Source organism: Bacillus cereus group sp. BfR-BA-01309, from assembly GCF_022664315.1.
Classification (GTDB): Bacteria; Bacillota; Bacilli; order Bacillales; family Bacillaceae_G; genus Bacillus_A; species Bacillus_A mobilis.
Genome location: NZ_JAKUHE010000009.1, coordinates 173,515 through 199,143 on the forward strand (window position 1 = coordinate 173,515; position 25,629 = coordinate 199,143).

Consider the following 25,629-nt stretch of genomic DNA (forward strand, 5'->3'; position numbering starts at 1 on the left):
CAAACCTAACAATTAGAGGTGCAATTCAAAACAAAATTACTTTTACAGATTTTCGTTATAGAAACTTGTTAATTTTTCAACTGCTATTGTAACTGGTTCTGGTTGGTCATATAAATCATAATGACTCGCACCTTCCACAACAAGTAAATCTTTTTTCTCTGAAGCTGCTTTCTCATACAACTCGTGACCATCTTTATAAGAACTGAACGCACCTTGCTTACTGCCGACAATAATTTGCAACGGCTGTGTTAATAGTGTATCTGCTAAATGGAACGCATCAAAGCCAATTACCGATCCCATGCTCGTAAAGTTTAACTTATTTGGCGAGTTAACACTTTGCCCTCGCGGTGTTGTATAATACTCAACTGCTTCTACAATATCTATATCCGTCATACTTGCTGCCTTTAATTCCTCCTGATTTTTAGGAATCCAGTTCGTAATCATTACCTCTGCTCCGCGTGCTTCAGCAGTACGTTGTTTACCAATCGCCTCTAACACCCCAATTGGATCAGCTTCACGATTTAATCGGCCGATATTTGCACCAACAACTGTGCCAACTGCTTTAATACGGCGCTCTGTCATTGCAGCATTTACCGCATAACCACCGCCTGCACAAACCCCTAACACACCGATACGTTCTTCATCTACATAAGGAAGAGTAGTTACATAATCTACTGCTGAGCGAATATCTTCAACGCGTGCAGCGGGTTCTTCCATATATCTCGGCGCCCCTTCACTTTCACCTTGATAGGACGCATCAAACGCAAGCGTTACATAACCTTGTTCCGCTAATTTCTCCGCATATAATCCTGCTGTTTGCTCTTTACAGCTACTACCTGGATGCACACAAACAATTGCTGCATTTTGTTTCTTTTCCTCAGCACCTACAGGAATATTTAAAACACCTGCAACTCTTAATCCTCTTGCATAAAAATGAACATTTCTCTTCGTAACTGCCATATATAAAACCACCCTTACTTTATTATAAATTTACACTTGTGAGAGTTAATACTCACGTGTATATTTATAATAAAGCGAGCAACCACTTGTTTCAATGACCACATTTACGCATTTGGGTGATAATACACACATAAAGAAATATGTGTATCAATAACGGAGGAACATCATATGGAGAAAATCGATAGAAGAATTATAAAATCACAAAACGCCATTCAATCCGCATTTATCGAAATGTTAATTGAAGATGGCTTTGACGAAATTACAGTAAAAAACATTACAGAAAAAGCAAACATCGGAAGAAAAACTTTCTACCTACACTACCTAGATAAATACAATTTATTAGACAAAATTGTGGACGACCATTTAAATCAATTAAGAGAAATATGCGACATAAAACAAACAAAAGGCTATATAGAAGGAACTGTCATATGGTTTGAATACTTCAAAGAACATAAACCATTTTTCGCAGCATTATTTAGAAGCAACAGCACATTATCATTTCAGAAAAAGTTCCTAACGTTCATCATGGGGGAACTAGAGAAAAAACTAAACACGAATACGTCAGTAAATAAAAACATTGATAAGCACATCGTTTTAAAATTTTTAGGAACAGCTGTCATGGGCATTTTAGAATCTTACGTGTTAGACGAAATTGATAATGATATTGAGTATGTTGCGACGCAAGTTGGAGAACTGATGAAGAGGAATATATAAAAGTTGTAAAAAAATGCACCCAGATTGTTGGGTGCACTTTCAATCTCAACGTAAAAACTTTTATAGCTTTTATTTTAATCCATAATATGTTCTTCCGCATAACAAACAAATAACATCCATTTCTTCAAAAATCCATACCTCAAAACAAAAAAATACGGTCCCTATACATATTAATAAAGGAACCGTACCTTATTATTAAATAACAAAATCCTCTGGAATAAACACCTTCACTTCTTTCGGCTGTACGTATACAACATCACCCGCTTGAATGCTTAGCAGTTTGAACTGTTCTTTACTTATTTCTGCTTCTAAATACTCATCTGTTCCGTCTCGTTTTAATTCTACATATACGACAGGTCCAACTGCATGAGAGTATGATACTTTTGCAGGGATTGCATCTACGCTTTGTTTCGTACGAGAGATGGATAAGTGATGTGGCCTTACGTAAGCTACTCCGTCTACGTTTGAAACGTGCTTATGCTCGGGTGCTTCTAGTTCCACTGAGCCTACATTCAGCTTACCTTTATGGACGCGGCCGTGAAATAAATTTACATTCCCTAAAAAGTCATACACGAACGGGCTTGCTGGATTTTCATATACTTCTTCCGGTGTTCCCATTTGTTCAATGCGACCTTCATTCATTACAACGATGCGGTCCGCAACGTCTAGTGCTTCTTCTTGATCGTGCGTTACGAATACGCTCGTAATTTGAAATTCGTCATGTAGTTTCCGAAGCCACCTTCGTAATTCTTTTCTCACTTTTGCATCAAGTGCACCGAACGGTTCATCGAGTAATAAAATTTTCGGTTCAACTGCAAGTGCCCGCGCTAGTGCGATACGCTGTCGTTGTCCGCCAGATAGTTGCGCTGGGTAACGTTTGGCGAAACCATCCATTTTTACTAGTTTCAATAGTTCTGTTACTTTTTCTTCTATCACCTCTGCTGACGGTCTTAAGCTTTTCTTTCTTACCTTTAAGCCAAAAGCGACATTTTCAAATACATTCATATGTTTAAAGAGCGCATAATGCTGGAAGACGAATCCGACTTGCCGATTTTTCACATGAATACTTGTTAAGTCTTCCCCATCAAATGATATAGAGCCGCCATCCGCTTCTTCTAATCCTGCAATAATTCGTAATAACGTCGTTTTCCCAGAACCTGACGGGCCTAATAAGGCGACAAGTTCGCCTTTTGGAATATCCAAATGAATGTCTGTTAGCGCCTGAAATGTACCATATTGTTTTGATACATTTTGAATTTGAATACTCACCATACTCCCCCCTTATTGTCGTTTTTCCATTCTCCATTCAATCCAATTTTTTATAACGAGCGTAAGAACAGCGATGAGTGACATTAAAGTCGCCACAGCGAACGCTGCTGAAAATTGATATTCATTGTACAAAATTTCAATGTGAAGCGGCATCGTATTCGTAACGCCGCGTACGTGACCTGATACAACAGAAACTGCTCCGAACTCACCGATAGCACGGGCATTACATAGGATCATCCCATATAAAAGACCCCATTTTATATTTGGAAGTGTAACGCGCCAAAACATTTTCCAGCCGCTTGCGCCAAGTGATAGCGCTGCCTCTTCTTCACTTTTCCCTTGCGCTTGCATAATTGGAATTAGTTCACGTGCAACGAACGGAAACGTTACAAAAATCGTTGCGATAATAATTCCTGGGACAGAGAAAATGAGTTTGATCCCATGTTCGAGTAACCATCCACCAAGAGCAGCCCTCGGTGTGAAAAGTAAAACGAATACTAATCCTGCGATAACTGGTGACACAGCAAATGGCAATTCAATAAGAGAAAGCAATATTTGTTTTCCTTTAAACTGAAATTTGGTAATAAGCCACGCAGCCGCTATCCCGAATATCGTATTAAGCGGTACGACGATACATGCAACGAGAAGTGTTAACCGAATTGCCGAAAATGCTTCTTGATCTGTTACGGCTGCAACGTATACATCACTCCCTCGTTCGAAAGCCTTTAGAAAAATTGTTATGAGCGGCAGTAATAGAAAGAGAGATAAAAATAAAACTGTAATCGTAATAAATACAATTGGTACAAACCTAGATTCTTTTTTAGGTGATTTACTTTTTACTATTTTCTTTTCTAGTAATGTTGGTTCCATTTTCTCCCCTCCTATTCGCTTTTCAGTTCATGCCTTCTACTCCAGCTTTGAATCATATTGATAAAAAGAAGGAAAAGGAGAGAAATAATAAGCATGACAGTCGCTACAGCTGTTGCCCCCGCATAATCATATTGTTCTAGTTTTGTCATAATCATAAGTGGTGCGATTTCTGTTTTCATCGGCATATTTCCTGCGATAAAAACGACAGATCCGTATTCTCCTAATGCTCGTGCAAATGCGAGTGAAAAACCCGCCAGAAGAGCGGGAAAGATTTCTGGTAAAATGATTTTCACAAATATTTGAAAGCGTGATGCCCCTAAACTCGAGGCCGCTTCTTCTATTTCTTTATCGATATTTTGAAGCACCGGTTGCACCATCCGAACGACAAATGGTAAACCGATAAAAGTAAGCGCAACGATTATTCCAAGTTGTGTGAATGCTACTTTTATATGAAACACGCTTAATATTTTTCCAATCCAACCATTTTCCGCATATAAAGTGGTAAGTGTAATACCAGCTACAGCTGTAGGCAGGGCAAACGGTAAATCAATGAGTCCATCTAATAGTCGTTTCCCTGGAAATGTGTATCGAACGAGTACCCAAGCAATTAATAAGCCGAAAATGGCATTTACAACGGCCGCTGCAAATGAAGTTGTCAAGCTAACTTGATAGGAATGTAACACACGCTCGTTCGTTATAACCCCTGCAAACTTCTGCCAACCTAACTGTGAAGTTTGAATAAATACGATAGAAAGTGGTATAAGTACGAATAAACTCATATACAGCATTGTAAACCCAAGAGATAATCCAAACCCTGGTAAAACACGTTTCTTTCTCATCTTCTTTCACCTCATACCCCTTTAGCAGCGCTCATTATTTTTGATACATTTTATCGAATACGCCGCCGTCATTAAAGTGTTTTTCCTGTGCTTTTTTCCAGCCACCAAATAGTTCATCTACTGTAAATAATTGAATCTTTGGAAATTGAGATGCGTATTTTTCTGCTACTTTTTCATTACGAGGACGATAAAAGTTTTTCGCCGCAATTTCCTGACCTTTTTCTGAGTACAAATATTCTAGATATCCTTCTGCTACTTTTTTCGTTCCTTTTTTATCAACGACTTTATCAACAACCGCTACTGGTGGTTCCGCAAGTACACTAATAGAAGGGGTTACAATTTCAAATTTATCTTTTCCTAGTTCTTTTTGTGATAACAACGCTTCATTTTCCCAAGCGATTAATACGTCTCCAATTCCTTTTTCAACAAATGTTGTCGTTGCTCCGCGTGCTCCTGAATCAAGTACTTCCACGTTTTTATAAATTTGACCAACAAACTCTTTCGCCTTATCTTCACTATTATTATATTTTTTCAGTGCGTATCCCCACGCGGCTAAATAGTTCCAACGTGCTCCGCCTGATGTTTTCGGATTAGGCGTAATGACAGACACACCTTTTTTCGTTAAATCATCCCAGTCTTTAATTCCTTTCGGGTTTCCCTTTCGCACTAGAAATACAATTGTTGATGTGTACGGAGTTGAATTATCCGCAAATCGCTTCTGCCAGTCTTCTGCTAACAGTTTCTTCTTGCTAATCGCATCAATATCATAAGCAAGCGCTAACGTAACAACATCGGCTTCTAAACCATCAATAACAGAACGCGCCTGACTTCCAGATCCTCCGTGTGATTGTTTTACATTTACCGTTTGCCCATTCTTCTCTTTCCAATACTTCGTAAATTCTTTATTGAAGTCTTGATATAATTCCCTAGTTGGATCATACGAAACATTTAACAGCTCAACTGTTTTTTTATCTCCACTTCCTTCAGAATTACTAGTGGATGTTGCCGAACCACACCCTGATAAAAGCACAACTGCAGATAATACAATACCTGTACTTTTCATAAACGCTGTCTTACCCCACTTTTTCATTGTTAAGCCCCCTTAGTTTATATAATAGAAAAAGGCACACAATATATTCACAAAAGTGAACATTGTGCGCCTTCAGTTTATCTGATTAGCTTCTCATGTATTTTATTCAATTTCTTTTCATTTTAATTCCGTAATTCATATGTGTCAACTTGGATTTTGTTTTTTCTTCCTAAATAAAAATCAGTGAGGATCGTCCCTCACTGATTACAGTTCCACCTTATTTCTTTAACTTATCCGTCTTCGCAATCAATTGCGCTGCTTACTGCTTTATCTGGAGTCCAACCATTATCTGTTCCAACTGAAATGTTTTCTTCGATTAAACTATTGGCATGCTTCGCACCCCAATGATTGTTTAAGTCAGCACATTCTTTTGGTAGTTTCATATTTTCATTTGTTTGCTCTTTATAAGTTTTAAAAATAACATCGTATGTATCAGCTACTTTTATATGAATAAACGCAACAAAACCACTAATTGATAATAATTATCAATAAAGTATAAAAAATATCATTTTCTACACAAATATGCTTTCCGTTCATTTTTAAACAGTAAATAATGTGCCGTATGAACTTTCCGTTCTAAATAATCAATAGAATACGAGCTTGATGGATCAACTAAATCACCTATCGCACCTGAAAGATGATCAATTACTTGCTGCAAAATTTCTAAGTTTTTCTTCTCACTTTCCGCGTTCATTTCATCCATAATGTCACAAATAAGATATTGAACTCTCCGCAAACGTAATTCCTTTTGCTCCACGTATATCTCCTCCTTATTAGTCATATTACGGTTTAAATATATGGGGTTATAGCTTAATCAATTCTAAAAAATACAAAGGCAACCATCTTCATCAAGATGGTTGCCCCTATTTTTATACTTGCATCGCTTTCTCTTTTAACGCCCTTCTTAACAATTTACCCGTCGTATTCTTCGGCAATTCTGTTAAAAATTCGATACTCATTGGCACTTTATATTTTGCTAAATGTAACGTGCAATAATGCATCAGTTCTTCTTCTGTTACTTGAGCTTGTTTCAGAACGACGTAAGCTCGTACTGCTTCTCCTAAGTTTTCATCAGGAACGCCAATTACGACAACTTCTGCTACAGATTCGTGTGTGTATAATACTTCTTCTACTTCACGAGGATATACGTTATAACCGCCAACTAAGACGATATCCTTTTTGCGATCAACGATATAGAAGTAACCTTCTTCATCCATTTTCGCTAAGTCTCCTGTATACAACCAGCCGTCTTTCAATGTCGCTGCTGTATCTTCTGGTGCGTTATAGTAGCCTTTCATAACGTTAGGTCCGCGAACAATTAATTCACCGACTGCACCAACAGGTACTTCTTCCCCAAGTTCGTTCACAATTTTATTTTCTACATGCCAAATATTTGTACCGATTGATCCTGGTTTACGCGGACGATCTAGCGGGTTAAAACAAGTAACTGGTGATGCTTCTGATAAACCGTATCCTTCTGAAACGATAACGTCAAAACGTTTTTCAAAGTTTTGCAGAAGAGCAACAGGCATGGATGCACCACCTGAAATACAAAGGCGAAGCGTCTTCACATCTTCTGCGCTTGCTTCTTCGAATAAATATAAATAATTGTACATCGTCGGTACACCAGCAAAAATCGTTGGCTCATACGTACGACAAATACGGAACACTTCTTTCGGACTAAATTTCGGTAACATTAAAATAGTCGCTCCGTTCACAATCGGTGCATTGACCGCCACTGTTAAGCAAAATACATGGAACATTGGCAGTGCCGCAACGACGCGGTCAGCAGCAGTAAATTGTAAATACGACGCCACATCGTTCGCATTACTATATAAATTTTTATGTGTTAACATAGCGCCTTTCGGTTTTCCAGTCGTGCCTGAAGTGTATAGAATAACGGCTACATCTTCTTCATCTAGCTCTGGGCCTTCGTAAGTTAAATCTCCAGCCCCTATCATTGTCGTAAACGTTTTCATTTTTTCGGTTTCTGTATGGTTAAAATCTGATGAGGTTTCGCATATGATGATGTTTTCAAGTGAAGGAAGTCTTGTTGTAAGAGATTGTATAACAGGTAGAAGGACGTCGAGTACGATGATTGTTTTTACATCTCCATTTTGTAAAATGTAATGCATTTCGTCTGCTGTATAAATTGGATTAACTGGAATAACAGTTGCTCCAGCTTTCATTGTTCCGTATAAACCGACCAAAAAATGTGGTGAGTTTCCAACAACTAATGCGACATTGTCCCCTTTTCCAATGCCCATTGCTGCTAAATTGCTAGAAAACCTTGTGACCATTTTGTTTAATTGGTCATACGAGACCGACTGATCCATAAATATATAAGCCGGTTTATCCCCCTTCTTTTTCGCCGTTTCAGCCAAAGATTGAACGAGATTCACACAAACCCCACCTTTATAAAATTTAGAATATTTAAAAATTCTAAATTAATTATATTAAAAGAAAATTAAAGTAGCAAGTGATATTCCATTAACTGCATATACAACGATCACCTCCTGTTGACTCTCTTTGGAAGGATAAGGTAATTTTATTTGTTAGCAAATGATGAAACGAAGGCTAAAATCATTTCAGGATAATATGCACTCATCTTTTCGCTAAGTTTTTCTAGTTCCTCCTTATTCAAGCTCGTATGCTCCCCATACAAGTTGATTGCATCCGCTCCGTTTTCATGAAAAAACAATGTAACATATAATGTCGGTAATCCGTTATTGGCCTCATCTATCGACAAGACAAGATCTGGCGTTTTATTCACCGTACTAAACGTTTCATTTCTTTTCCATTTCTTATTTTGAAACATAGTTTGTATATCATCTATCTGTCGTCTGTTATCTGTATGTGTAAAATATATGACATGATCCTTCGCTGGCTTTCCAATAGATAAAAGTGTGCGACTTGAGGACGTTACAGGCTGTCATTCCGATGACGAAGCTGAGTAGTAATACAACGTACATTACCCTCTTCATTTCAATCCGCCTCCTTTTGAATATATATATGTCTTTATGAGTGGCAAATGTCCTGTGATTTTATGGTGAGTGAAATTATATCGACGATTTTTCTAATATATCGACTTACCGACAAAACGCGACAATCTACGCAAAAAAAAGAGGCTGCCCGTTACGGCAGCCTCCCTCATTTTTAGAAGAACAAATGTAAGAAATCTTCTGTTGTAATATTACCGAAATAGCGTACGATATCTACGCCTTCTAAAGCTGCAGTGAATGCATCTTTATCAAATTGTACACCTGTTAGACGCTCTTCAATGTCATGTACATCTAGTGAACCGAAGAAGTCACCGTAAATTTTACATTCTGTTACTGTTCCTTTTTTCACTTCAAGACGAACGTCAACTTGTCCAACTGGGAAGCGGTGTGAATGTTGTAAGTTGAACTTCGGAGATTTTCCGTAGTTCCAATCCCAATTTTGGTAGCGCTCTTCAGATAGTTTATGGATTTCTTTCCAATCATTTTCTGTTAATTCGTACGTTGGAATTTCTGTTTCCCCTTCGAAAATTGTTTCTAGAAGAAGTTGTCTAAACTCTTCTGTCGTCATTTTTTCGTTTAAGAACTCTGTAATGTTCGCGACGCGGCTACGGATTGATTTGATTCCTTTTGATTGGATCTTATCCATTTTTACTTTTAACGCTGATACGACGTGATCGATTTCAGAGTCAAATAGTAACGTACCGTGACTGAACATACGACCTTTCGTTGAGAACTGCGCGTTACCTGAAATTTTTCTACCTTCAGCTAAAATGTCGTTACGACCACTTAGTTCTGCATTTACACCTAATTTACCAAGCGCTTTCGTTACAGGCTCTGTGAATTTTTTAAAGTTGCTGAAACTGTCTCCATCGTCTTTCGTAATAAAGCTGAAGTTTAAGTTTCCTAAATCATGATATACTGCGCCTCCGCCTGATAGACGACGAACAACATGAATACCTTGTTCTTTTACGTAATCTGCATTAATTTCTTCTACTGTGTTTTGGTTTTTACCAATGATAATAGAAGGTTCGTTAATGTAGAACAGTAAATATGTTTCGTTAATATCTAAATTCTTCACACAATATTCTTCAATTGCTAAGTTTATTCTAGGATCTGTAATTCCTTTATTATCAATAAATAACATCGTATCACCTCATGAGTTCCATACGTAGCCACTATGCGCTAGCGTAATATGGCCACTGAAAATTTGTTTTGCTTCTGTTACTAAATCAGATGTGTTGCCTGTATGCGGTAAGTGCGTTAATAAAAGTTCTTTTACATTTGCATCTTTCGCAATACTTGCTACTTCTGTACTATTCATATGCCCTGCTTTTGCCGCTTCTTGATGTGCATACATATTACACTCACAAATGAAAAGGTCGGCATCTTTTGTGAATGGAATGAATTCAGGAATATAACTGGAATCTGCGCTATATACTACAGCGTCACTACCAGCTGTAATACGCATCGCAAAACATGTAACAGGATGAACAGTTTTTAAGAATGAAATCGAGAACGGTCCAACTTGAAGTGTTTCTTCTGGATTGTACGCGATTCCTTTCGTATGTGGTTCATGCGTTAAAGAATGGAATCCATTCTTGTCAAACGTATGACCGTATATTGGTAATTCTGGTAGTTGCCCCTTCGCCCCGCTCATAATTAATCTCGCATATTGCAATACCCCAATGTCTGCAACATGATCATGATGATAATGCGAAAGTACAACTGCATCTATATCAGATGGTGTTATATATTTTTGAAGCTGTGCTAGTACACCACTACCACAGTCTACAAGTAAACGAAAACCATCGTGTTCAAACAAATACCCCGACGTTGCTTCTCCCGCTTCTGGAAAGCCGCCCCAAAAGCCGACAACAGTCATTTTCATATGTATCCATCCTTTCTAAAACCGAGTAGGAATGCATGTTTCACTTACATCCTACATTGTTAACTATAATCCATTTCCTAAACTTTTTCATTAATTTTCAATTTTGTTATAAAACAGTTGTTGACTTTTGTTTTTTGTACTAATACAATAATAGTAAGAAATGGAAATGGAGGGATTGACATGATCGATCAACCAATGGAGTTTTTCAGAAATTTACCGACGAAAACTTGTGCGCACTGCGGGAAAGAAATTGATGAACAGCACGAAGCGTACCATAACAAATGTGATGACTGCGTTCACGAAGAATAGTAGTTTATGAACATAAAAAAACCTAGCAGACATAGTCTACTAGGCTAATAACATCGTATCCTTCTTCATCGTTGAACCTTTCACCAAGAGCTCCAGTTCAAACTCATACAATTCTTTTTGTCGATAATTTTTCGTATGGATTTTATCCATCATCAGGTCGACAACCTTTCGAGCCATCTCATCGATTGGCTGTTCAATTGTCGTAATACCTGGCTCTGTAATCTGTGATAATATTTGATTATCAAAACCGATAACAGCGAGATCATCTGGAATGCTCCAGTCATGGCGTTTTGCCTCTGAAATAATTCCAGCTGCAACCTCGTCGCCTCCTGCCAAAATCGCGGTAGGATTTTTTTTGTCCTTTAATACTTCATGGAATATTCTCTTTCCATCATCCCAAGAGAAAGCGTTTTCAAGAAAATCGATCGCTTCTACTTGGCGGCTCTTCTCTGTTATGGCACGTAAAAAGCCCATTTTTCGCTGTTGGCTAACCACTTTGGTTTCGTTTCCACGGCAAAAAATAAGATTACGATATCCTTGTTCTAACACATGCTTAGCAGCTATGTATGCTCCTTGCGCATGATCAAACTTCACTGTTGGAACATTTGCTTCCTCAATATATTCATTACATAACACGATTGGACCGTGCTGTAAGTATGGCTCTACATCTTCCCACGGATTTTCTAGTGAACATAGAATAATCCCATCTACTTGTTTCGTAGATAATAATTGTAAATACTCCATCTCTTTTTCCGGTAAATATCTTGTTTGACAAATAATCAGTTTATACTTATGTTCAGAAGCAGCAATTTCAATTGCTTCGATAAATCTACTGAAGAAAGGATTTGTAATCCTTGGAACTAACACCGCAATTGTTTCCGTCTTTTGTTTACGAAGCCTTCTCGCCGCAGAATTAGGAACAAAGCCTAAATGCTTCATTGCTAATTGAACCCTTTTTTTCTTCTCATCTGAAACATATGGATGATTATTAATCACCCTAGAAACCGTTGTCCTTGATAACCCCGCTAATTTCGCCACGTCCTCTATAGTCGACACGAAATTCTCCCCCTTTGCATGAAAACGTTTTCTTAAATTGATTATATAGTATATTATTGGAAACTGCAATATAGGTTGTTATGATTTTACTATATTAATATTATACATAGGGAAAAGTCTGTTAATGGGAGGAGAGTTTATACTGCTTTTAGAAGTTTACAGTAGGCATATTTATAAAAGATACAGGGGGATATTTCATGAATCGGACGGATCGTTTATTAGCTATATTAATTGAATTACAAAGAAGACAAACTGTTACCGCACAAAGCTTAGCTGAAAAATTTGAGACAAGTATAAGAACGATTTATAGAGATATGGATGCACTTAGTGAATCTGGCGTCCCACTTTTCGCCACACCTGGCCAAGGCTATTCATTAATGGATGGCTATTTCTTACCACCCATTCAGCTTACGTCTGAAGAGGCTGTTACTCTTTTATTAGGCGGTGATTATATCGAGAAAACTTTCACTTCTTCTTTCTCTGTACATGCAAAATCGGCAAAAGAGAAACTTGAGGTCGTCCTCCCTACTGATCAACAAAAGAAAGCCCGAGAGTTACGAGGGACTTTCCGTTTCCTTTCTCCTATATTTTCACACAAACAATCTGAACAAGAAAACCTTGAAAAACAACTTATCCTGTTGCAAGAATCTATCCAAAAAGAACAGGCTATCTCTTTTTCTTATCGTAAACCAAGAGAAACTACAAAAATAAAACGGACCGTTCATCCTTACGGCTTAGTCAATATTTCAGGAATTTGGTATGTCGTTGCCCATTGTTTACTGCGAGAACAAATACGTAATTTCCGCTTAGATCGAATGGAGGAATTACAGCGAGAACAAGAATTCTTTACAAAACCCGAAGACTTTTCTTTGCAAGAATATCAGCCTGAAAGCAACCGTACTGTGATGATTCATTTATTATTCCCAGCCCATATTGCACATAAAATTATTGAATCACGATACTTCTTCATAGATTCATACGAGCATAGAGACAATGGTTTTCACGTCTTTTTGAAATCGAGAAACATAGACGAAGTATTTCAATGGGTATTAAGCTGGGGAAGCCAAGTGCAAGTACTTGAACCAAACGTTCTATCTGAGAAAATCCGTGATGAAGCAAAGAAAATGTTAAAACTTTAATTGTTGCATTTCACTACTGACATAATGTTGTCAGCATTACTTCTTTATAGTAGGGAGTAACAAATACATTTTCATAAAAAGGAGTTAGTGATATGAAGAAATTTGAAGAGTTAGCAACGTACTACATAGAGGAATTAGAAAAGTACTCTATAGAACAATTTAGGATGAAGCCTTCTCATGAGGAATGGTCTCTCGGTCAAATGTATAATCACTTAATTTCAGCTACACGCATGCAGTTAGATGCAATCGCGAAATGCAGAACTGAAGCGCCTTCTGCAACTAATAAAAAAACGGATATGGGAGAAAAGGTATATATGATGGGAGCTTTCCCAGACATAAAAATCAAATTACCAGATCATCCTGGATATATGCCTGAAAACCCATCTAATAAAGAAGACGTACAGAAACAGCTTCTAGAATTAATTACAATTGTTAAAGACATTGAGCCAACACTTTCTTCTATCCCAAGTGATTGTAAAGTCGAACATCCTGGGCTTGGTTACTTACATGCAGCAGAATGGTTCCAGCTTATTTCTATGCATTTCGCACATCATCTTCGTCAGAAAGAGCGATTAGAGAACGCAATTTCATAATTTCTCATAAAATGAAAATGGAATCCTCCCACAAATATAGTGGGAGGAAGAATAACATGTTTTAAAGATGGCTCAGATATTTACCTGGTCATCTTTTTAATCGTTACTATTAAAGCGGAACTATAAGAAGTAAACTACTAATTTGTAAGAGCCCACGTTGAAAAACTGAATTGAAACAATTATATACATTACTGAAAGTGAGGGTTCAAATAAAGTACTATTTTTATTTCTCAACAAAGAAACGTAGGGAATATAACAAATGGTACGACTAAAGAATAATTTTTATAAAGCCCCCCATAATCGTTCCCTCCTTTAATTCCTTAGACAAATATTCACACAAACTGTATTATACATTTCCATATAATTTATCTACACTTAAAAACATAATACCCTTATTTTTCAAACCTATTACAAACCAAACTTTCTCAACAATTAATTACTAAAATGCGATTTACAGCTATAAAACTATCACTTATCATTAAGGAGAATTTTACCATTTAAATAAAATACAGGTAAAATTCCCAAAAAAATAAATTACACAAAGGGGATGGATTATGAAAAAGCTACATGCACTAACGTTAACAATGGGGTTATTAACTTCTGCTGTGGTTGTACCTACTGCTTCTTTTGCAAAAAGTGATGATTTACCTTACTTAAATGAAATCAAAAAGATGCAGCCCGATGTAAGTACACAAGAGCTAATATCTAGTATTAATGAATTAGCAAACAACACTGGGAATACAAAAGAAGCTGTTTCTGAACAGATTTATAAAGAGCTAAAAGCAGATGAAGAACAAGGCAAAAAAGAAGCAAGTAAAAAAATGAATACTTTAGGAGCTAGTGGTGGTACAGTTTCAGTAGGGAACAGCAATATGGGGGATTTCTTCTATACGGGTTCATACACTGCATACTTAAATCATGGACATGTTGGTATGTATTATAGTTCAAATACAATCGTAGAATCTGTACCAAATGATGGCGTTCGTACAATTAGTACTACATCCCGTAAAGTAGATAAAGGAGATGCGGTAGTAAAATCCGTAAATACATCTTGGCAAAACAAAAATGATGCGGCATGGTGGGCAAAAGATCGTGTAGGTAAAGATTCATATTCTTATAATTTTGCTACAAATAGAAGTACAACCCATTACGGGGCCAAAAACTGTTCTAAACTAATTTGGTCTGCTTATCAACTTCATGGCGGACTAGATTTAGATAAAGATGGCGGTGCTGGTGTATATCCACGAGATGTTCGTGACGCAAAACAAACCTCAACAATCCGTAATATTTAATACTGAAGAAAAAGTGCAACAACTATATTTGTTGCACTTCTTCTTATAAAAGGAGCTCATAACAGTGAAAAAAATAATCGTTCTTATTCTAAGCATAATTTTAATTGCAGCACTCATCTACTTTTTCTTCTTTAAAAACAGTAATGTAAATTCAATATCTGAAGAAGATATTGAGAAAAAAGATTTTTTGAAAGATAAACAAGCTGTCATTTATCTCTCTTCGACTGCCGATCAAGATATGGATGGTAGAGGGATTAGTTATGCGATATTCATCGATAAAAATGAAAAAGCACATGGATATAAAATGAATGGTTTAGAACTCGGAGGAATAGGTGTATCTGATAACAAAAAAGAAATCGTACTAGAAAGTAAAGATAATATTAAATTTATTGGAGAAGATTTTAAAAATTATAAAATGAAATACCAACATACAGGAGATCAAAGGATATATTTAAAAAAACAAGACTTATTTGTTAACATTTACAATTCAGGCAGTAACTCCACTACTGGCAATTATGATTCAAATGTAATTTATGGTAATCAAAAACAAATTCATAAAGGAAATATCCCTCATTATCTTATTAGTTCTGGCGTTAATACAGATGAAGTTTTAGTTTTAACTCAAGATATAGATAAAAATGAGCATAGTTTAAAAAAATTATTATTTAATGATTCAACTATGAATCTTGAAGATGTTACAACAATTAATCTTGATAAAAACATGTCGTATTCTAGTTACTCATCTATTTTAAGTGACTCAAATTTTTATTATACGATTTTAATTGAGAATGATAATTCAATTAAAGGAAAAGTATATTTATTACGCATTGATAAAAAATCATTAAAACAAGATTTAATTTTACTTTCTTCCGAGGAGAATTCCACAGCTTCCATACCATTTACAAAAAATAATTCCGCTTATCTACATAACAATGAATTATTTTTTATAAATGGACTAGGTGATGTCATAACTTTTAATACAGAAACATATGCAGTCAATCTTAAATTCAAAATTGATTACCATGTAACCGATGGCGTTAGATATAATGAACAAACATATTTTGAAGACGATCAATTATATGTATTACGTTATAATGAAAAACAAGAACATAAATATTCTATAGAAACGTACTCTCTATTAACCGGTAAAAAAATTAAAACTACTAAAATTAAAGATATGAATCAAATTATTACATCTGTTAAAGGTGGTAAATCCATTTACGCCTACGATTTTAAAATTTTACATCCGAATAAATAATAAAAAGCTCTGTTTTCCATAACAGAGCTTGTTTATTTTAACTCCTCCCACTTCGTCCAAACTTCTCTCCCGTTTATATGGTACATATTATCCTCTCGCTCCATAAACCCGTGTACAATAAACTCGCGTCTAATTGTACAAAAATCATCGTGATATTGTTTTATGAATGTATTAATTTCTTTTTCCGTATATTGATTTTCAGCGTTTAATTTGCTAATTAAATGCTCTAACAATACTAGTTTTTTCTTCTTTTGACCTGGAATCGATTTTAGGCGGTTCTCTTTATCAAAAAAGTTACGAATGGTTGTATCACGAAATTTCATTTCACTTTCAGTCATTTTGTTGTCCTCCATCGGTTTTTATGCAATGAAACTTTATTATTTGTCCTTACTATTCTTCTTCATTCTTTCACTTACAACATCCATAAGGTAATACCCGCTAATTAGCACATAGTAAACTAAAAGTATTCCTAGTGCATCTTTCATATTTATATATTTTTCTTTATGAAACAAGATAGGTGAAAGGGCGTAAACAAGAAAGATGATTAGCGGATTTAAGATAAAATAATAAGTAAGATTTCCTTTCATCATATCAACTCCTCTATTCTAGTTTTCTCTGTAAATTGTTGTAAACCCTTTTCTTTCGTCTCTATAGCTTTTAAAAAGATTCATATATAAGCTACAGAAAAGATGCCTACATTAAAATAAAAAAAGCACCAGAAAGGTGCTTTTTTCTATGCTTCAATCGATTGGTTTTCCGCAATATTTCTAAATTGTCGTTTGTGCATCCAAGTTAAGGATGCAATTGTTCCAAGTGATAACACAACGATGAAAATCATGAGTACTCCTACGTTTTGCCACATGAAGTCAAAGTCTCCACTGGATACGACTGCTTTCAATCCTGATACAGAGTATGTCATCGGTAACCAAGCGTTGAATGGTTGTAAAAACTTCGGAATCAATTCTAGTGGGAATGTTCCAGCACTTGTTGTAAGCTGAATAATTAATGTGATGATGGCGATGAAACGCCCTGCATCACCAAATGCTGTTACTAAACATTGAATTAATGCGATAAACGCTAAACTTGTAACGATGCTAAAGAGTATGAAATACGGAATACTTTGTACTTCTACACCTAATCCGAATAGCAATATAACATCTGCTACTATCGCTTGAATAATGCCAACTGATAGTAATACGCCGAACTTACTAATAAACCAACTAAATCCTGATTTCGGAACGCCAACTGTATCGCGTAATGGATAAACAATAGATAATAGTAATGCCCCAACAAATAAGCCGAGTGATAAGAAGTACGGTGTAAATCCAGTTCCGTAGTTAGGAACTTCCGCCATTTTCTCCGTCTTCACTTTTACAGGACTTGCAAACATATCGTACGTTTTATCCGTCCCTTTCACTTCACCAGTTTTTTCTGCTCCTTCGCCAAGTTTCTCAGCAAGTTCACCTGAGCCATCGTTTACTTTTACGAGACCATCCGTTACTTTTCCAGATCCATCTGCTAGTTTATTTACGCCGTCGATTAGCTGGGTTGAGCCTGTAGACATTTGATTTAGTCCACCATTTAGATCGCCTAGGCCTGTTGTTACTTGATTTGATCCATCTGCTAATTGATTTACTCCACCTGCCATTTGGTTTGCTCCTGCAGATAATGTTCCTAAACCGCCTGTTACTTGGCTTGAGCCATTTGCTAATTGATTTACTCCTCCAGATAATTGACCTAATCCTGCTGTCACTTTTCCAGATCCGCTTTGTAATTGCGTTACTCCATCAATTAATTGAACTGATCCATCTTTTAATTTATCGGCACCTATTTTTGCATTATCTAATCCCTCACCAAATCCATGAAACTTACTAACAAATTCATTTTGTGCGCTCGTTAGTTTCGCAATACCACCTGCTAGATTTTTTACCCCTGCTGGATTTGGTAGTTGGTTTTGCAATCCATTTGTTGTTTGATGTATTTCGCCTTTTAATTGTTTTACTTCTTCATTTAATTTATTTGTTCCACCTGCTACTCCGGCAGCTTTTTGCTGAACTGTCGCTGTACTTTTTACAGCACTTGTTATGAATGGTTGTAACTGCTCTTGATATTCTTTTGGTAAACTTTCAATTTGCTTTTGTAAATTCGCTACATCTTGCGCTGCTGTTTTTGCATCTCCTGCTGTTGATTGCGTAAGTTCATTTAACTGATTCACATTCGCCCCAGCTCCATCTATTTTCTCATTTACTGTATTCAATATAGAAGGAACTTTCGACTGCATTTCCTCTAAGCCTGCTGCAGACTTTTGTACGTTACTATTTAAATCTTGCAATCCCTTTTGAATCGCTTGAGAACCTTCCTCTAATTGACTTTTCCCTTCAACAAGTTTCCCCATACCATTTGATAGGTCAGTTGTTCCCGTTTGTAATTCACCGGATTTACTTACTAATTTGTTCAAGCCACCGGTCACTTTCTCAGATCCATCACGCAATTCACCCGTTTTGCTATTTAACGTATTTAAACCATTCGTTACTTTTCCGGAGCCATCTACTAATTTTCCGATACCTGTTTGCATTTCACTTGTTTTACTATTTAACGTATTTAAACCGTTCGTTACTTTTCCGGAGCCGTCTACTAATTTCCCAATACCTATCTGCATTTCACCTGTTTTGCTATTTAGCGTATTTAAACCGTTTGTTACTTTGCCTGATCCATCTACTAATTTATTAGATCCATCTGCTAATTTCCCAACTCCATCCTTCATCTCTCCAGACTTCCCTTGAAGTGTATGAAGGCCATCGGTCACTTTACTTGAACCATCATGTAGCTCACTTGATCCGTCGTATAGTTTATTTGCTCCTTCCGCCCCATCTGCTAATCCTTTTGAGACGTCTTGAATGGAATCAAACATTTTCTCTGCATATGTTTTCGTTAACGTACTTGATACTTCACCTTTAATTTTTTCAATGGCTGTTCCGCCAATTTGTGAAGATAAGAAGTTTAAGCTTTCGTTTGGAATATATTCTAAGTTTAATGGTTTTGGATCATCTTTTAATAACGTTGTAGCGTTACTTGAGAAGTCATCTGGAATGCGTACTAACATGTAATACTTTCTACCTTCCATTCCTTGTTTCGCTTCTTTTTCACTTACAAATTCCCATTTAAAACTTGTATTATCTTTTAAGTTGTCAACGAGCCCTTTTCCGACCTCAATTGGTTTTCCATCAAATACTGCACCTTTATCTAAATTGACTACCGCCACTGGCAAATCATCTAACTGTTTATATGGATCCCAAAAGGCCCATAAAAACATACCTGCATATAAAATTGGTACGAATAAAACCGCGATAATTGGAATTAATATTTTTTTACTTTTTATAATTTCAGTAAACTCTTTACGAAGTAATTGATTCCATTTCATCATTTCTACCCCTTTTCTGAATGACCGAATTGTTCATCTGGTCATTTTCTCCCAAATAAAAAGGCTATACCTATTCATACATATGCCTTATCCCCGAATTTATACTATGCAACTGTTTCTTCATATGAAGTGAATATTTTTATTATCCCTCCTTAAAATAAATGTATGACCAATTCGTTCAAATGGTCACTTTTTATAATAATAAAAGGATTATCTTAGTTTGACAATCCTTTTAATAAATAAAGTTCAAATAATTCTGCAATTTTTTCTTTTTCTAGCGGTTCATGATTTTTTTCCCAATCAAAAATAAGCGATACGTATAAGCGAAGCATAATAAATGCTGTAATTTCTGGATCACATTTGCTAATCTCACCTTTTTCAATCGCAATCTTTAAATACGATTGAATGACAGAGACGATTTCCACATCTACTTGTTGCATCACTTCTTGTACTTCTTTCGTTCCCATATCGCGCTCTTCTTGAATTAACTTAATCATGAGCTGATGTTCTTTTCTGAATTCTAATATGCTATATAATGCTCTATGTACATTTTCAAAAAATGAAACATCTGAACGAATTGCATTTTCTGCAACTTGCTTCATTTCTGTAATTAAATTAGAAATAATTTCGCCAAATAGCTCTTCTTTATTTTTGAAAAAAGTATAAATCGTTCCTTTTCCTACATTCGCTAATTTCGCTACTTGATCCATCGTTGTTGCTTTATAACCGAACGCTGAAAAAGACTTTGTTGCAGCTTCAATAATAGAACGTTTTCGATCTATCGCCACATTGTCACCTCCAAAAATGACCAATTGGATAATATAGTCAATCAGTACATCTTTGATATTACCACACGCTTACATTCTATACAAGTTCTCTTTTTTATTATTTCCAGTATAAAAAAATTCCAGTCAAGTTATATAATACCTTCCATAGTGTATCAAAAAGTATACTTGTATGGAAAGCTAGAATATATTCATAATAATTTCTTTATTTCACTCAATTTTTTTTGGAATTGAATCCTTCTGTTACGGATGTTTTCTTCTTCTAACAGTAAAGAATCTGCATGATTTTTAAGTTTAGCTACTACTTCATCTATTAGTTTCTTATCCCCACATCCTAATAAACCTTTCAGTTCAAATAGTAGTTGAATGTCTTTCAGGCTCAACCCCATCTCTTTTAATTCAATAATAACTTGAAAGTCTACTATTTCTTTTTCACTATACTCTTTTCTATTATTTGTTCGATTTGGAACAATTAAATTTAAATCTTCATAGTGTCGAACTGTATCTTTTGTAGTATGTAATAGCGTAACAAATTCTCCAATTCTCATTTTTTCACTTCCTTAACATTATTTATTGACAAGGGGTTAACCCCGTATATTTTAATGAAATCATATTTTAGCAATATAAAAGGAGGAATTATTTTGAATATCTTTTTATGGAGTAGTAGTATTTTAGCTATCTTTTACGCTTCTCTTCTCATCTTAGCTGGGTTAACTCAATATAAACAGAAACGTATACCTACTTTCTCTGTTGTCGGAATTACTGTGTCCGGAATAATTATGCTTGTATCTAGCATTTTAATTTTTTTCATCCCCTCTATATTATTTCTATTAATTGTCACTCTCACTACTGTACACGTATTAACAATAAGAAATGGCTATTATCTTCACGGCAAAATCCATATACATCACCATCTAATACGAGGGTGTATTTCTTTCATAATCATATTACCTTATATCATTTAACTGTAAAAAAGTGTTCCAAATGTAAGCAATTCAGGAACACTTTTTTTATTTCAACATAGAATTTCATCATCTGTTCTAATTATTATTATACAACGCTATTTCTCCTAACTTATCTAAACTACGATTAATAATTACCAATGTATTTTAGAAACCAGATTTTATTAACTCATAAATAAACCTTACTTAACAACAACGAATTTCCCTTTTTTCAAATAATCAAATAAAAAAACAAGAAAATCTTTACATTTAATAGTAATATAGAAAATAGACAAGTTTATCAAAATAGTGGAGGCTTTTTCAGTCATGATGCGTGCGCTTCGTTTAAATATAAAGCAAGCTTTTTGTAATCGTGTTTCTTTAATTATTATGTTTAGTGGATTCGTTCTTATTTGTATTTATCACTATTACTATGTACTTCGTTATTTAGGAGATGCAGCGAATGGTCCTATATCAACAGATATGAAATGGATCGGATTTCGCGACAATGAAATGGATGTTTATTTATTATTAATGCCCGTTATTGCGAGTTTCCCCTTTAGTACAAGCTACAATTCGGATAAATCAGATGGTTTTAAACCGTTCGTGAGTAAAGGGATTTCTTTCTTTCCTTATTCAGTAACGAAATATATCGTTACGTTTTTTTGCGGAGGATTTCTTTATACACTTCCATTCATCTTATCGTTATTATTTTGCAAATTAACCATTCCAGACGGAGCACCTACGGCTGGTTCAGGTATCATAAATGATGATGGGATGTTCGCAAACCTATATTTAGATGCACCTCTCGCTTACATTACTGTATATATCGGAATTAATTTTTTATTTGCAGGTTTAATGGCCCTTTTAGGACTTGCTGCATCTGTATGGTCACAAAAAGACTATATGGCGATTCTCTTTCCATTTGCAGTTGCCTCCATTCCGTACGTCCTGCTAAATACAATATTCCCAACTATAGGCGGAGCACCTTTTCATTTATATGACCCAAAGCAGCCATTACAAGGCATGTCACCGTACATTTTAACGATGCAATGTACCTTCTTCCTTCTCGTTAGCTTATTTATGTATATACAAGGAGTAAAGCGGGATAGAAAAAAATATAGAAGAAGACTGCAAAAAAGAGATCGGTGTAGAAAAGCGTTTCAAGCAATTTCAGACTAATTCATTGAACGAATAAGAGCGTAATTCCCTAAGCTAGCTTAGAGAATTACGCTCTTATTATCGATACCCATCATATATTCATCCCCCTTTACGGCGTACCTGCCAATCCCCATAAAATAACGAACACCACAAAATAAATCGCTTTAATACCTACAACTGAACATAGTAAAATAATTGCATATTTACTTAATTCTCTCCTTGCACCTATTAAAGTAAAAATGACTGCCAAACTAAACGTTATATAGGACGATGCTGTATGTATTAAGTTATACGTAAGGTCTAAATTTTGAGTAAGTCCTGTTACCTCAGCTACAAATTGTAACAGGACGATTGTACTAAAAAAAATCGCTAACTGATTCATTAGTTTCCCATTTATTTGTGCTGGCATCGTTGCCCTCCTCTATAAGACTAAATATTCAATTAATTTTATCGCTAGATTACAAAAAAAGGAATCACCTCTTTGTACCATTCTATGACGCTACAAAAACAAAAAAGAACGCTTAGTTACCTAAGCGTTCCCCTCATTTAAGAAGCTTTCTTCAAATCAATTTGAGCAAGTACTGGATCATGGTCACTTACACGTCCGTGCTCTTTCATAATATTTGAGTTTAAGTGTACTGGATCTACAATTGTGTGTGGTGCGATGTTGTTTGTTACTAAAATATGATCTAACACTTGCGCATTTCCTTCATGAATGTACGTGTAGCGGTTCTCTTTCGGCACTGTGTTTAACATATTTTTTAAGTTTGTTCCTTCTAGTGCTTTTAGTGGTTTAGCAAACTCAAAATCGTTCATATCTCCTAACACAACAACTGGTGCATTCGTGTTCTTTTTCTGAATTCCTTGTACGAATTGATTTACTTCTTGCGCTAACTGAATTCGTTTTTCTTCACTCTGTAATACAAGCGGCTGCACTTTTCCAAATGGCGTTGCATCTCCTAGTTTTGAGTTTAAATGATTTGCAACGACAACAACGTTTTGTCCTTGGAACGTAAATTCTGCCGCAAGCGGTTTACGTGTACTTTCAAATAATGGATTTTCGTCTCCAATGCGAACAACATTCTTATCAAGTAACTTCGGTACTGCTGCTAATTTCACGCGTGATGGGTTGTAGAAGAAACCAACGCGAATATTCGCTCCTGGTGCTCCTCCGTCTAGATTATTATTCGGAGCAATTTCTACATACTCATACTTTGGCCCGCGAATCTCTAGAACTGCATCAATGATACGTTTTGCGCTTAAAGAAGCATCTGTTGTACCGTCATTAATCGTTCCGTTATTATCTTGCATTTCCTCTACACCGATAATATCTGGCATTTTTAAATTGTATTTAATAGAATACGCTAACGCTTTTACTTTTTCATCTGTTGTTTCTTTTTTATTCGCCGAGAAGTTTTCAATGTTATATGTAGCAACTGTTAACTTATCAAGACGAGGCTGAATATTTGCGCCTACTTGCTTAAATCCACCGTCCACTACAGATGGTAATTCCGTTATTGGCGAAATGCGGAACGAACCGTAATCATATCCGACTACCCCTGTTATATCTCCAGTGAAAGTATCTCCTACTTTTGCTACATAATCACGAGGTACTTTGACAGAAAGACGCTCTGGGTTTAATTGATTTTCATCTAACAAAGGTGTGCCGTATTTCGTTACGACTTTATTTCCGCCATTTTCTACTGTTACATATAAATTCCCGTTTTTCTGAGGTGCAATAATTTTTGGCGTTGGCATCGTAACGCGCATACCTTCTATACTCTCATAAAAGTCGATTGCATCTTCATTTGGATCAAATAAACCGAATGCATCATTATCGATAATTTGATCAGGGATTTTCACACCGTTTTCTCCAAGTACAATCGGTGCTGGTAAAGGTTGATCTTTTGCAATTACAGCAACGCGGCTCGCCTTAATTTCCGTCGTCGTTAAATCTGTGTCAAACCTTTCTGCATATCCAGGACCAACATATTCTTCTACTTCTCCATCAACTTGAATAAGATCTCCTACCGCTACATTCGCATCTTTTTTGTACACATAAATACCTTCTGAAGTAGCTGGATCATTATCCGGCTGATTATCTTCTATATAAAAACCATTTTTATCAAGCGCTGTTACAACGCCTTCCACATTGTATACTTTCTTACCTTTGTAAGGAGAGACATGTGATTTTCCTTGAATATCATGAATACGTACTGGTTCATTATTTACGATAATAAATGAAAATGTTGAAATCGCTGAAGAAGTAAGCCCTTCTTTCTCTGCGATTGCTTTAATTACACTATTTTCATTCACTACAATTTGTCCGTTATAACGAACACCCTTATTTGTAGGATTAGAGCCATCTAACGTATAGTAGATTGTTGCTCCTTCTGTATTCGTTGTTAATGTTACCGCTGTTCCCTTCGCAACTTCTCCGCCACCTGGTGAAGCTACTACATCGCTAACACGGTTTTGTCCTTCCCCTTGAAACTTATGAGCGGTTACTGATTTTAAACCTGGGCTACTAAAATATAATTCAAGCGTCCCTGTTAAACTAACTTTCTTCCCGATATTTTCAGGATGATCTTTCACATTTACTGCCGCTCTCACATCGCCTTTTGGCAACTGAACAGGCATGATTTTGTCTGGATTCGTTTCATTTGGCGAATCCGCAATTGCTACGTTTGTATCATCAAACTTAGCCGGATCTTTCGTGTATTTAGAAGGACTTTGCGTATATCCGACAATATATCCTTCCACTATCCCCTTCGTTTTACCTTGCTGCTTAAATACTTGAATTGCTTTTTCTACTGACATAGAAGTCGTTTCTTCTGCTTGTACTAAAGTTCCAGTAAATGAAAGCAATAGTATAAATGATAAAAAGACACTTAACAATTTCTTCACAGCCATTTTCCTCTCTCTATTTCATATTTTTTCAACATGTCTATCATAACAAATGATTCGTTATATAGAACTATAATTCGACAAGTTTTACAAAAAATTAATCTAATTTACTTGTCGTCAAACTATAATACAGAA

Annotated in this window: 25 protein-coding genes and 2 pseudogenes; 8 read left to right on the forward strand and 19 right to left on the reverse strand. The window is 35.8% G+C overall.

The genetic code is table 11. The features are described from left to right. Positions 1-42: 42 nt before the first annotated feature. Complete coding sequence (locus MR115_RS18475; RefSeq protein WP_242242247.1) at positions 43-960, reverse strand: alpha/beta hydrolase; 918 nt, start codon at positions 958-960, stop codon at positions 43-45. A gap of 168 nt (positions 961-1,128) precedes the next feature. On the opposite strand from MR115_RS18475, the gene MR115_RS18480 reads away from it, so the two are divergent. Next, the gene (locus MR115_RS18480; protein WP_242242248.1) at positions 1,129-1,674 is read left to right on the forward strand and encodes a TetR/AcrR family transcriptional regulator; all 546 of its coding nucleotides are present in this window, start codon (positions 1,129-1,131) and stop codon (positions 1,672-1,674) included. Positions 1,675-1,869: 195 nt separating this feature from the next. Here the strand turns inward: MR115_RS18480 and MR115_RS18485 are convergent, their stop codons facing one another. The 10 genes and pseudogenes from MR115_RS18485 to MR115_RS18530 all read right to left on the reverse strand — a co-directional run bounded on the left by MR115_RS18485 (position 1,870) and on the right by MR115_RS18530 (position 10,632). After that, positions 1,870-2,943, reverse strand: a complete 1,074-nt coding sequence (locus MR115_RS18485; protein ID WP_242242249.1) for a sulfate/molybdate ABC transporter ATP-binding protein — start codon at positions 2,941-2,943, stop codon at positions 1,870-1,872. Between the two features lie 12 nt (positions 2,944-2,955). Then, complete coding sequence (cysW, locus tag MR115_RS18490; RefSeq protein ID WP_242242250.1) at positions 2,956-3,813, reverse strand: sulfate ABC transporter permease subunit CysW; 858 nt, start codon at positions 3,811-3,813, stop codon at positions 2,956-2,958. 11 nt (positions 3,814-3,824) lie between these two features. Next, positions 3,825-4,652, reverse strand: a complete 828-nt coding sequence (cysT, locus tag MR115_RS18495) for a sulfate ABC transporter permease subunit CysT (RefSeq protein ID WP_242242251.1) — start codon at positions 4,650-4,652, stop codon at positions 3,825-3,827. Between the two features lie 34 nt (positions 4,653-4,686). Then, on the reverse strand, positions 4,687-5,742 hold the full coding sequence (locus tag MR115_RS18500; protein WP_242242252.1) for a sulfate ABC transporter substrate-binding protein: 1,056 nt from the start codon (positions 5,740-5,742) through the stop codon (positions 4,687-4,689). A gap of 217 nt (positions 5,743-5,959) precedes the next feature. Further along, positions 5,960-6,149, reverse strand: a pseudogene (locus tag MR115_RS18505) (S-layer protein); the annotation flags it as partial. Positions 6,150-6,247: 98 nt separating this feature from the next. Next, positions 6,248-6,499 (reverse strand): hypothetical protein, encoded by a 252-nt coding sequence (locus MR115_RS18510; RefSeq protein WP_000435468.1) that lies wholly within the window; start codon positions 6,497-6,499, stop codon positions 6,248-6,250. Between the two features lie 112 nt (positions 6,500-6,611). Next, positions 6,612-8,144 carry a fatty acid--CoA ligase family protein gene (locus tag MR115_RS18515; protein WP_242242253.1) on the reverse strand — a complete coding sequence of 511 codons (1,533 nt, stop codon included), beginning with the start codon at positions 8,142-8,144 and terminating at the stop codon, positions 6,612-6,614. 146 nt (positions 8,145-8,290) lie between these two features. After that, a pseudogene (locus tag MR115_RS18520) lies at positions 8,291-8,726 on the reverse strand (hypothetical protein). A gap of 172 nt (positions 8,727-8,898) precedes the next feature. Beyond that, positions 8,899-9,888 (reverse strand): lipoate--protein ligase, encoded by a 990-nt coding sequence (locus MR115_RS18525; protein ID WP_063261987.1) that lies wholly within the window; start codon positions 9,886-9,888, stop codon positions 8,899-8,901. A 9-nt stretch (positions 9,889-9,897) separates the two neighbouring features. After that, a complete protein-coding gene (locus MR115_RS18530) occupies positions 9,898-10,632 on the reverse strand; it encodes an MBL fold metallo-hydrolase (protein ID WP_242242254.1) in 735 nt (244 codons plus the stop codon). Between the two features lie 180 nt (positions 10,633-10,812). Between MR115_RS18530 and yhfH the strand changes: the two genes are divergently transcribed. After that, positions 10,813-10,941, forward strand: coding sequence for a protein YhfH (gene yhfH, locus MR115_RS18535; RefSeq protein ID WP_000567010.1), 129 nt, complete (start codon positions 10,813-10,815; stop codon positions 10,939-10,941). 39 nt (positions 10,942-10,980) lie between these two features. On the opposite strand, the gene MR115_RS18540 is transcribed toward yhfH, so the two are convergent. Then, on the reverse strand, positions 10,981-11,997 hold the full coding sequence (locus MR115_RS18540) for a LacI family DNA-binding transcriptional regulator (RefSeq protein WP_000103724.1): 1,017 nt from the start codon (positions 11,995-11,997) through the stop codon (positions 10,981-10,983). A gap of 197 nt (positions 11,998-12,194) precedes the next feature. On the opposite strand from MR115_RS18540, the gene MR115_RS18545 reads away from it, so the two are divergent. The 4 genes from MR115_RS18545 to MR115_RS18560 all read left to right on the forward strand — a co-directional run bounded on the left by MR115_RS18545 (position 12,195) and on the right by MR115_RS18560 (position 16,279). After that, positions 12,195-13,136, forward strand: a complete 942-nt coding sequence (locus MR115_RS18545; protein ID WP_242242255.1) for a helix-turn-helix transcriptional regulator — start codon at positions 12,195-12,197, stop codon at positions 13,134-13,136. Positions 13,137-13,228: 92 nt separating this feature from the next. Beyond that, positions 13,229-13,729 (forward strand): DinB family protein, encoded by a 501-nt coding sequence (locus MR115_RS18550; protein ID WP_242242256.1) that lies wholly within the window; start codon positions 13,229-13,231, stop codon positions 13,727-13,729. Positions 13,730-14,283: 554 nt separating this feature from the next. Further along, a complete protein-coding gene (locus MR115_RS18555; protein WP_132133798.1) occupies positions 14,284-15,021 on the forward strand; it encodes a hypothetical protein in 738 nt (245 codons plus the stop codon). Positions 15,022-15,085: 64 nt separating this feature from the next. After that, positions 15,086-16,279, forward strand: coding sequence for a hypothetical protein (locus MR115_RS18560; RefSeq protein ID WP_061676542.1), 1,194 nt, complete (start codon positions 15,086-15,088; stop codon positions 16,277-16,279). Positions 16,280-16,311: 32 nt separating this feature from the next. On the opposite strand, the gene MR115_RS18565 is transcribed toward MR115_RS18560, so the two are convergent. The 5 genes from MR115_RS18565 to MR115_RS18585 all read right to left on the reverse strand — a co-directional run bounded on the left by MR115_RS18565 (position 16,312) and on the right by MR115_RS18585 (position 21,033). After that, the gene (locus MR115_RS18565) at positions 16,312-16,617 is read right to left on the reverse strand and encodes a DUF2087 domain-containing protein (RefSeq protein ID WP_242242257.1); all 306 of its coding nucleotides are present in this window, start codon (positions 16,615-16,617) and stop codon (positions 16,312-16,314) included. A 39-nt stretch (positions 16,618-16,656) separates the two neighbouring features. Beyond that, positions 16,657-16,866 (reverse strand): hypothetical protein, encoded by a 210-nt coding sequence (locus MR115_RS18570; protein ID WP_061660104.1) that lies wholly within the window; start codon positions 16,864-16,866, stop codon positions 16,657-16,659. Positions 16,867-17,012: 146 nt separating this feature from the next. Next, the gene (locus tag MR115_RS18575; protein ID WP_242242258.1) at positions 17,013-19,700 is read right to left on the reverse strand and encodes a YhgE/Pip domain-containing protein; all 2,688 of its coding nucleotides are present in this window, start codon (positions 19,698-19,700) and stop codon (positions 17,013-17,015) included. Positions 19,701-19,915: 215 nt separating this feature from the next. Continuing rightward, entirely contained in the window at positions 19,916-20,488 is a 573-nt protein-coding gene (locus MR115_RS18580) for a TetR/AcrR family transcriptional regulator (RefSeq protein WP_000963378.1), read from the reverse strand. Positions 20,489-20,676: 188 nt separating this feature from the next. Next, positions 20,677-21,033 (reverse strand): MerR family transcriptional regulator, encoded by a 357-nt coding sequence (locus tag MR115_RS18585; RefSeq protein ID WP_242242259.1) that lies wholly within the window; start codon positions 21,031-21,033, stop codon positions 20,677-20,679. 93 nt (positions 21,034-21,126) lie between these two features. Between MR115_RS18585 and MR115_RS18590 the strand changes: the two genes are divergently transcribed. Together MR115_RS18590 and MR115_RS18595 are read left to right on the forward strand one after the other, a co-directional pair. Next, positions 21,127-21,450 (forward strand): hypothetical protein, encoded by a 324-nt coding sequence (locus MR115_RS18590; RefSeq protein WP_242242260.1) that lies wholly within the window; start codon positions 21,127-21,129, stop codon positions 21,448-21,450. Between the two features lie 303 nt (positions 21,451-21,753). Then, positions 21,754-22,608 (forward strand): hypothetical protein, encoded by an 855-nt coding sequence (locus tag MR115_RS18595; RefSeq protein WP_063261998.1) that lies wholly within the window; start codon positions 21,754-21,756, stop codon positions 22,606-22,608. An 88-nt stretch (positions 22,609-22,696) separates the two neighbouring features. On the opposite strand, the gene MR115_RS18600 is transcribed toward MR115_RS18595, so the two are convergent. Together MR115_RS18600 and MR115_RS18605 are read right to left on the reverse strand one after the other, a co-directional pair. Then, positions 22,697-22,996 carry a hypothetical protein gene (locus MR115_RS18600; protein WP_242242261.1) on the reverse strand — a complete coding sequence of 100 codons (300 nt, stop codon included), beginning with the start codon at positions 22,994-22,996 and terminating at the stop codon, positions 22,697-22,699. A 137-nt stretch (positions 22,997-23,133) separates the two neighbouring features. Then, positions 23,134-25,500 carry a DUF6359 domain-containing protein gene (locus MR115_RS18605; RefSeq protein WP_242242262.1) on the reverse strand — a complete coding sequence of 789 codons (2,367 nt, stop codon included), beginning with the start codon at positions 25,498-25,500 and terminating at the stop codon, positions 23,134-23,136. Positions 25,501-25,629 lie beyond the last annotated feature (129 nt).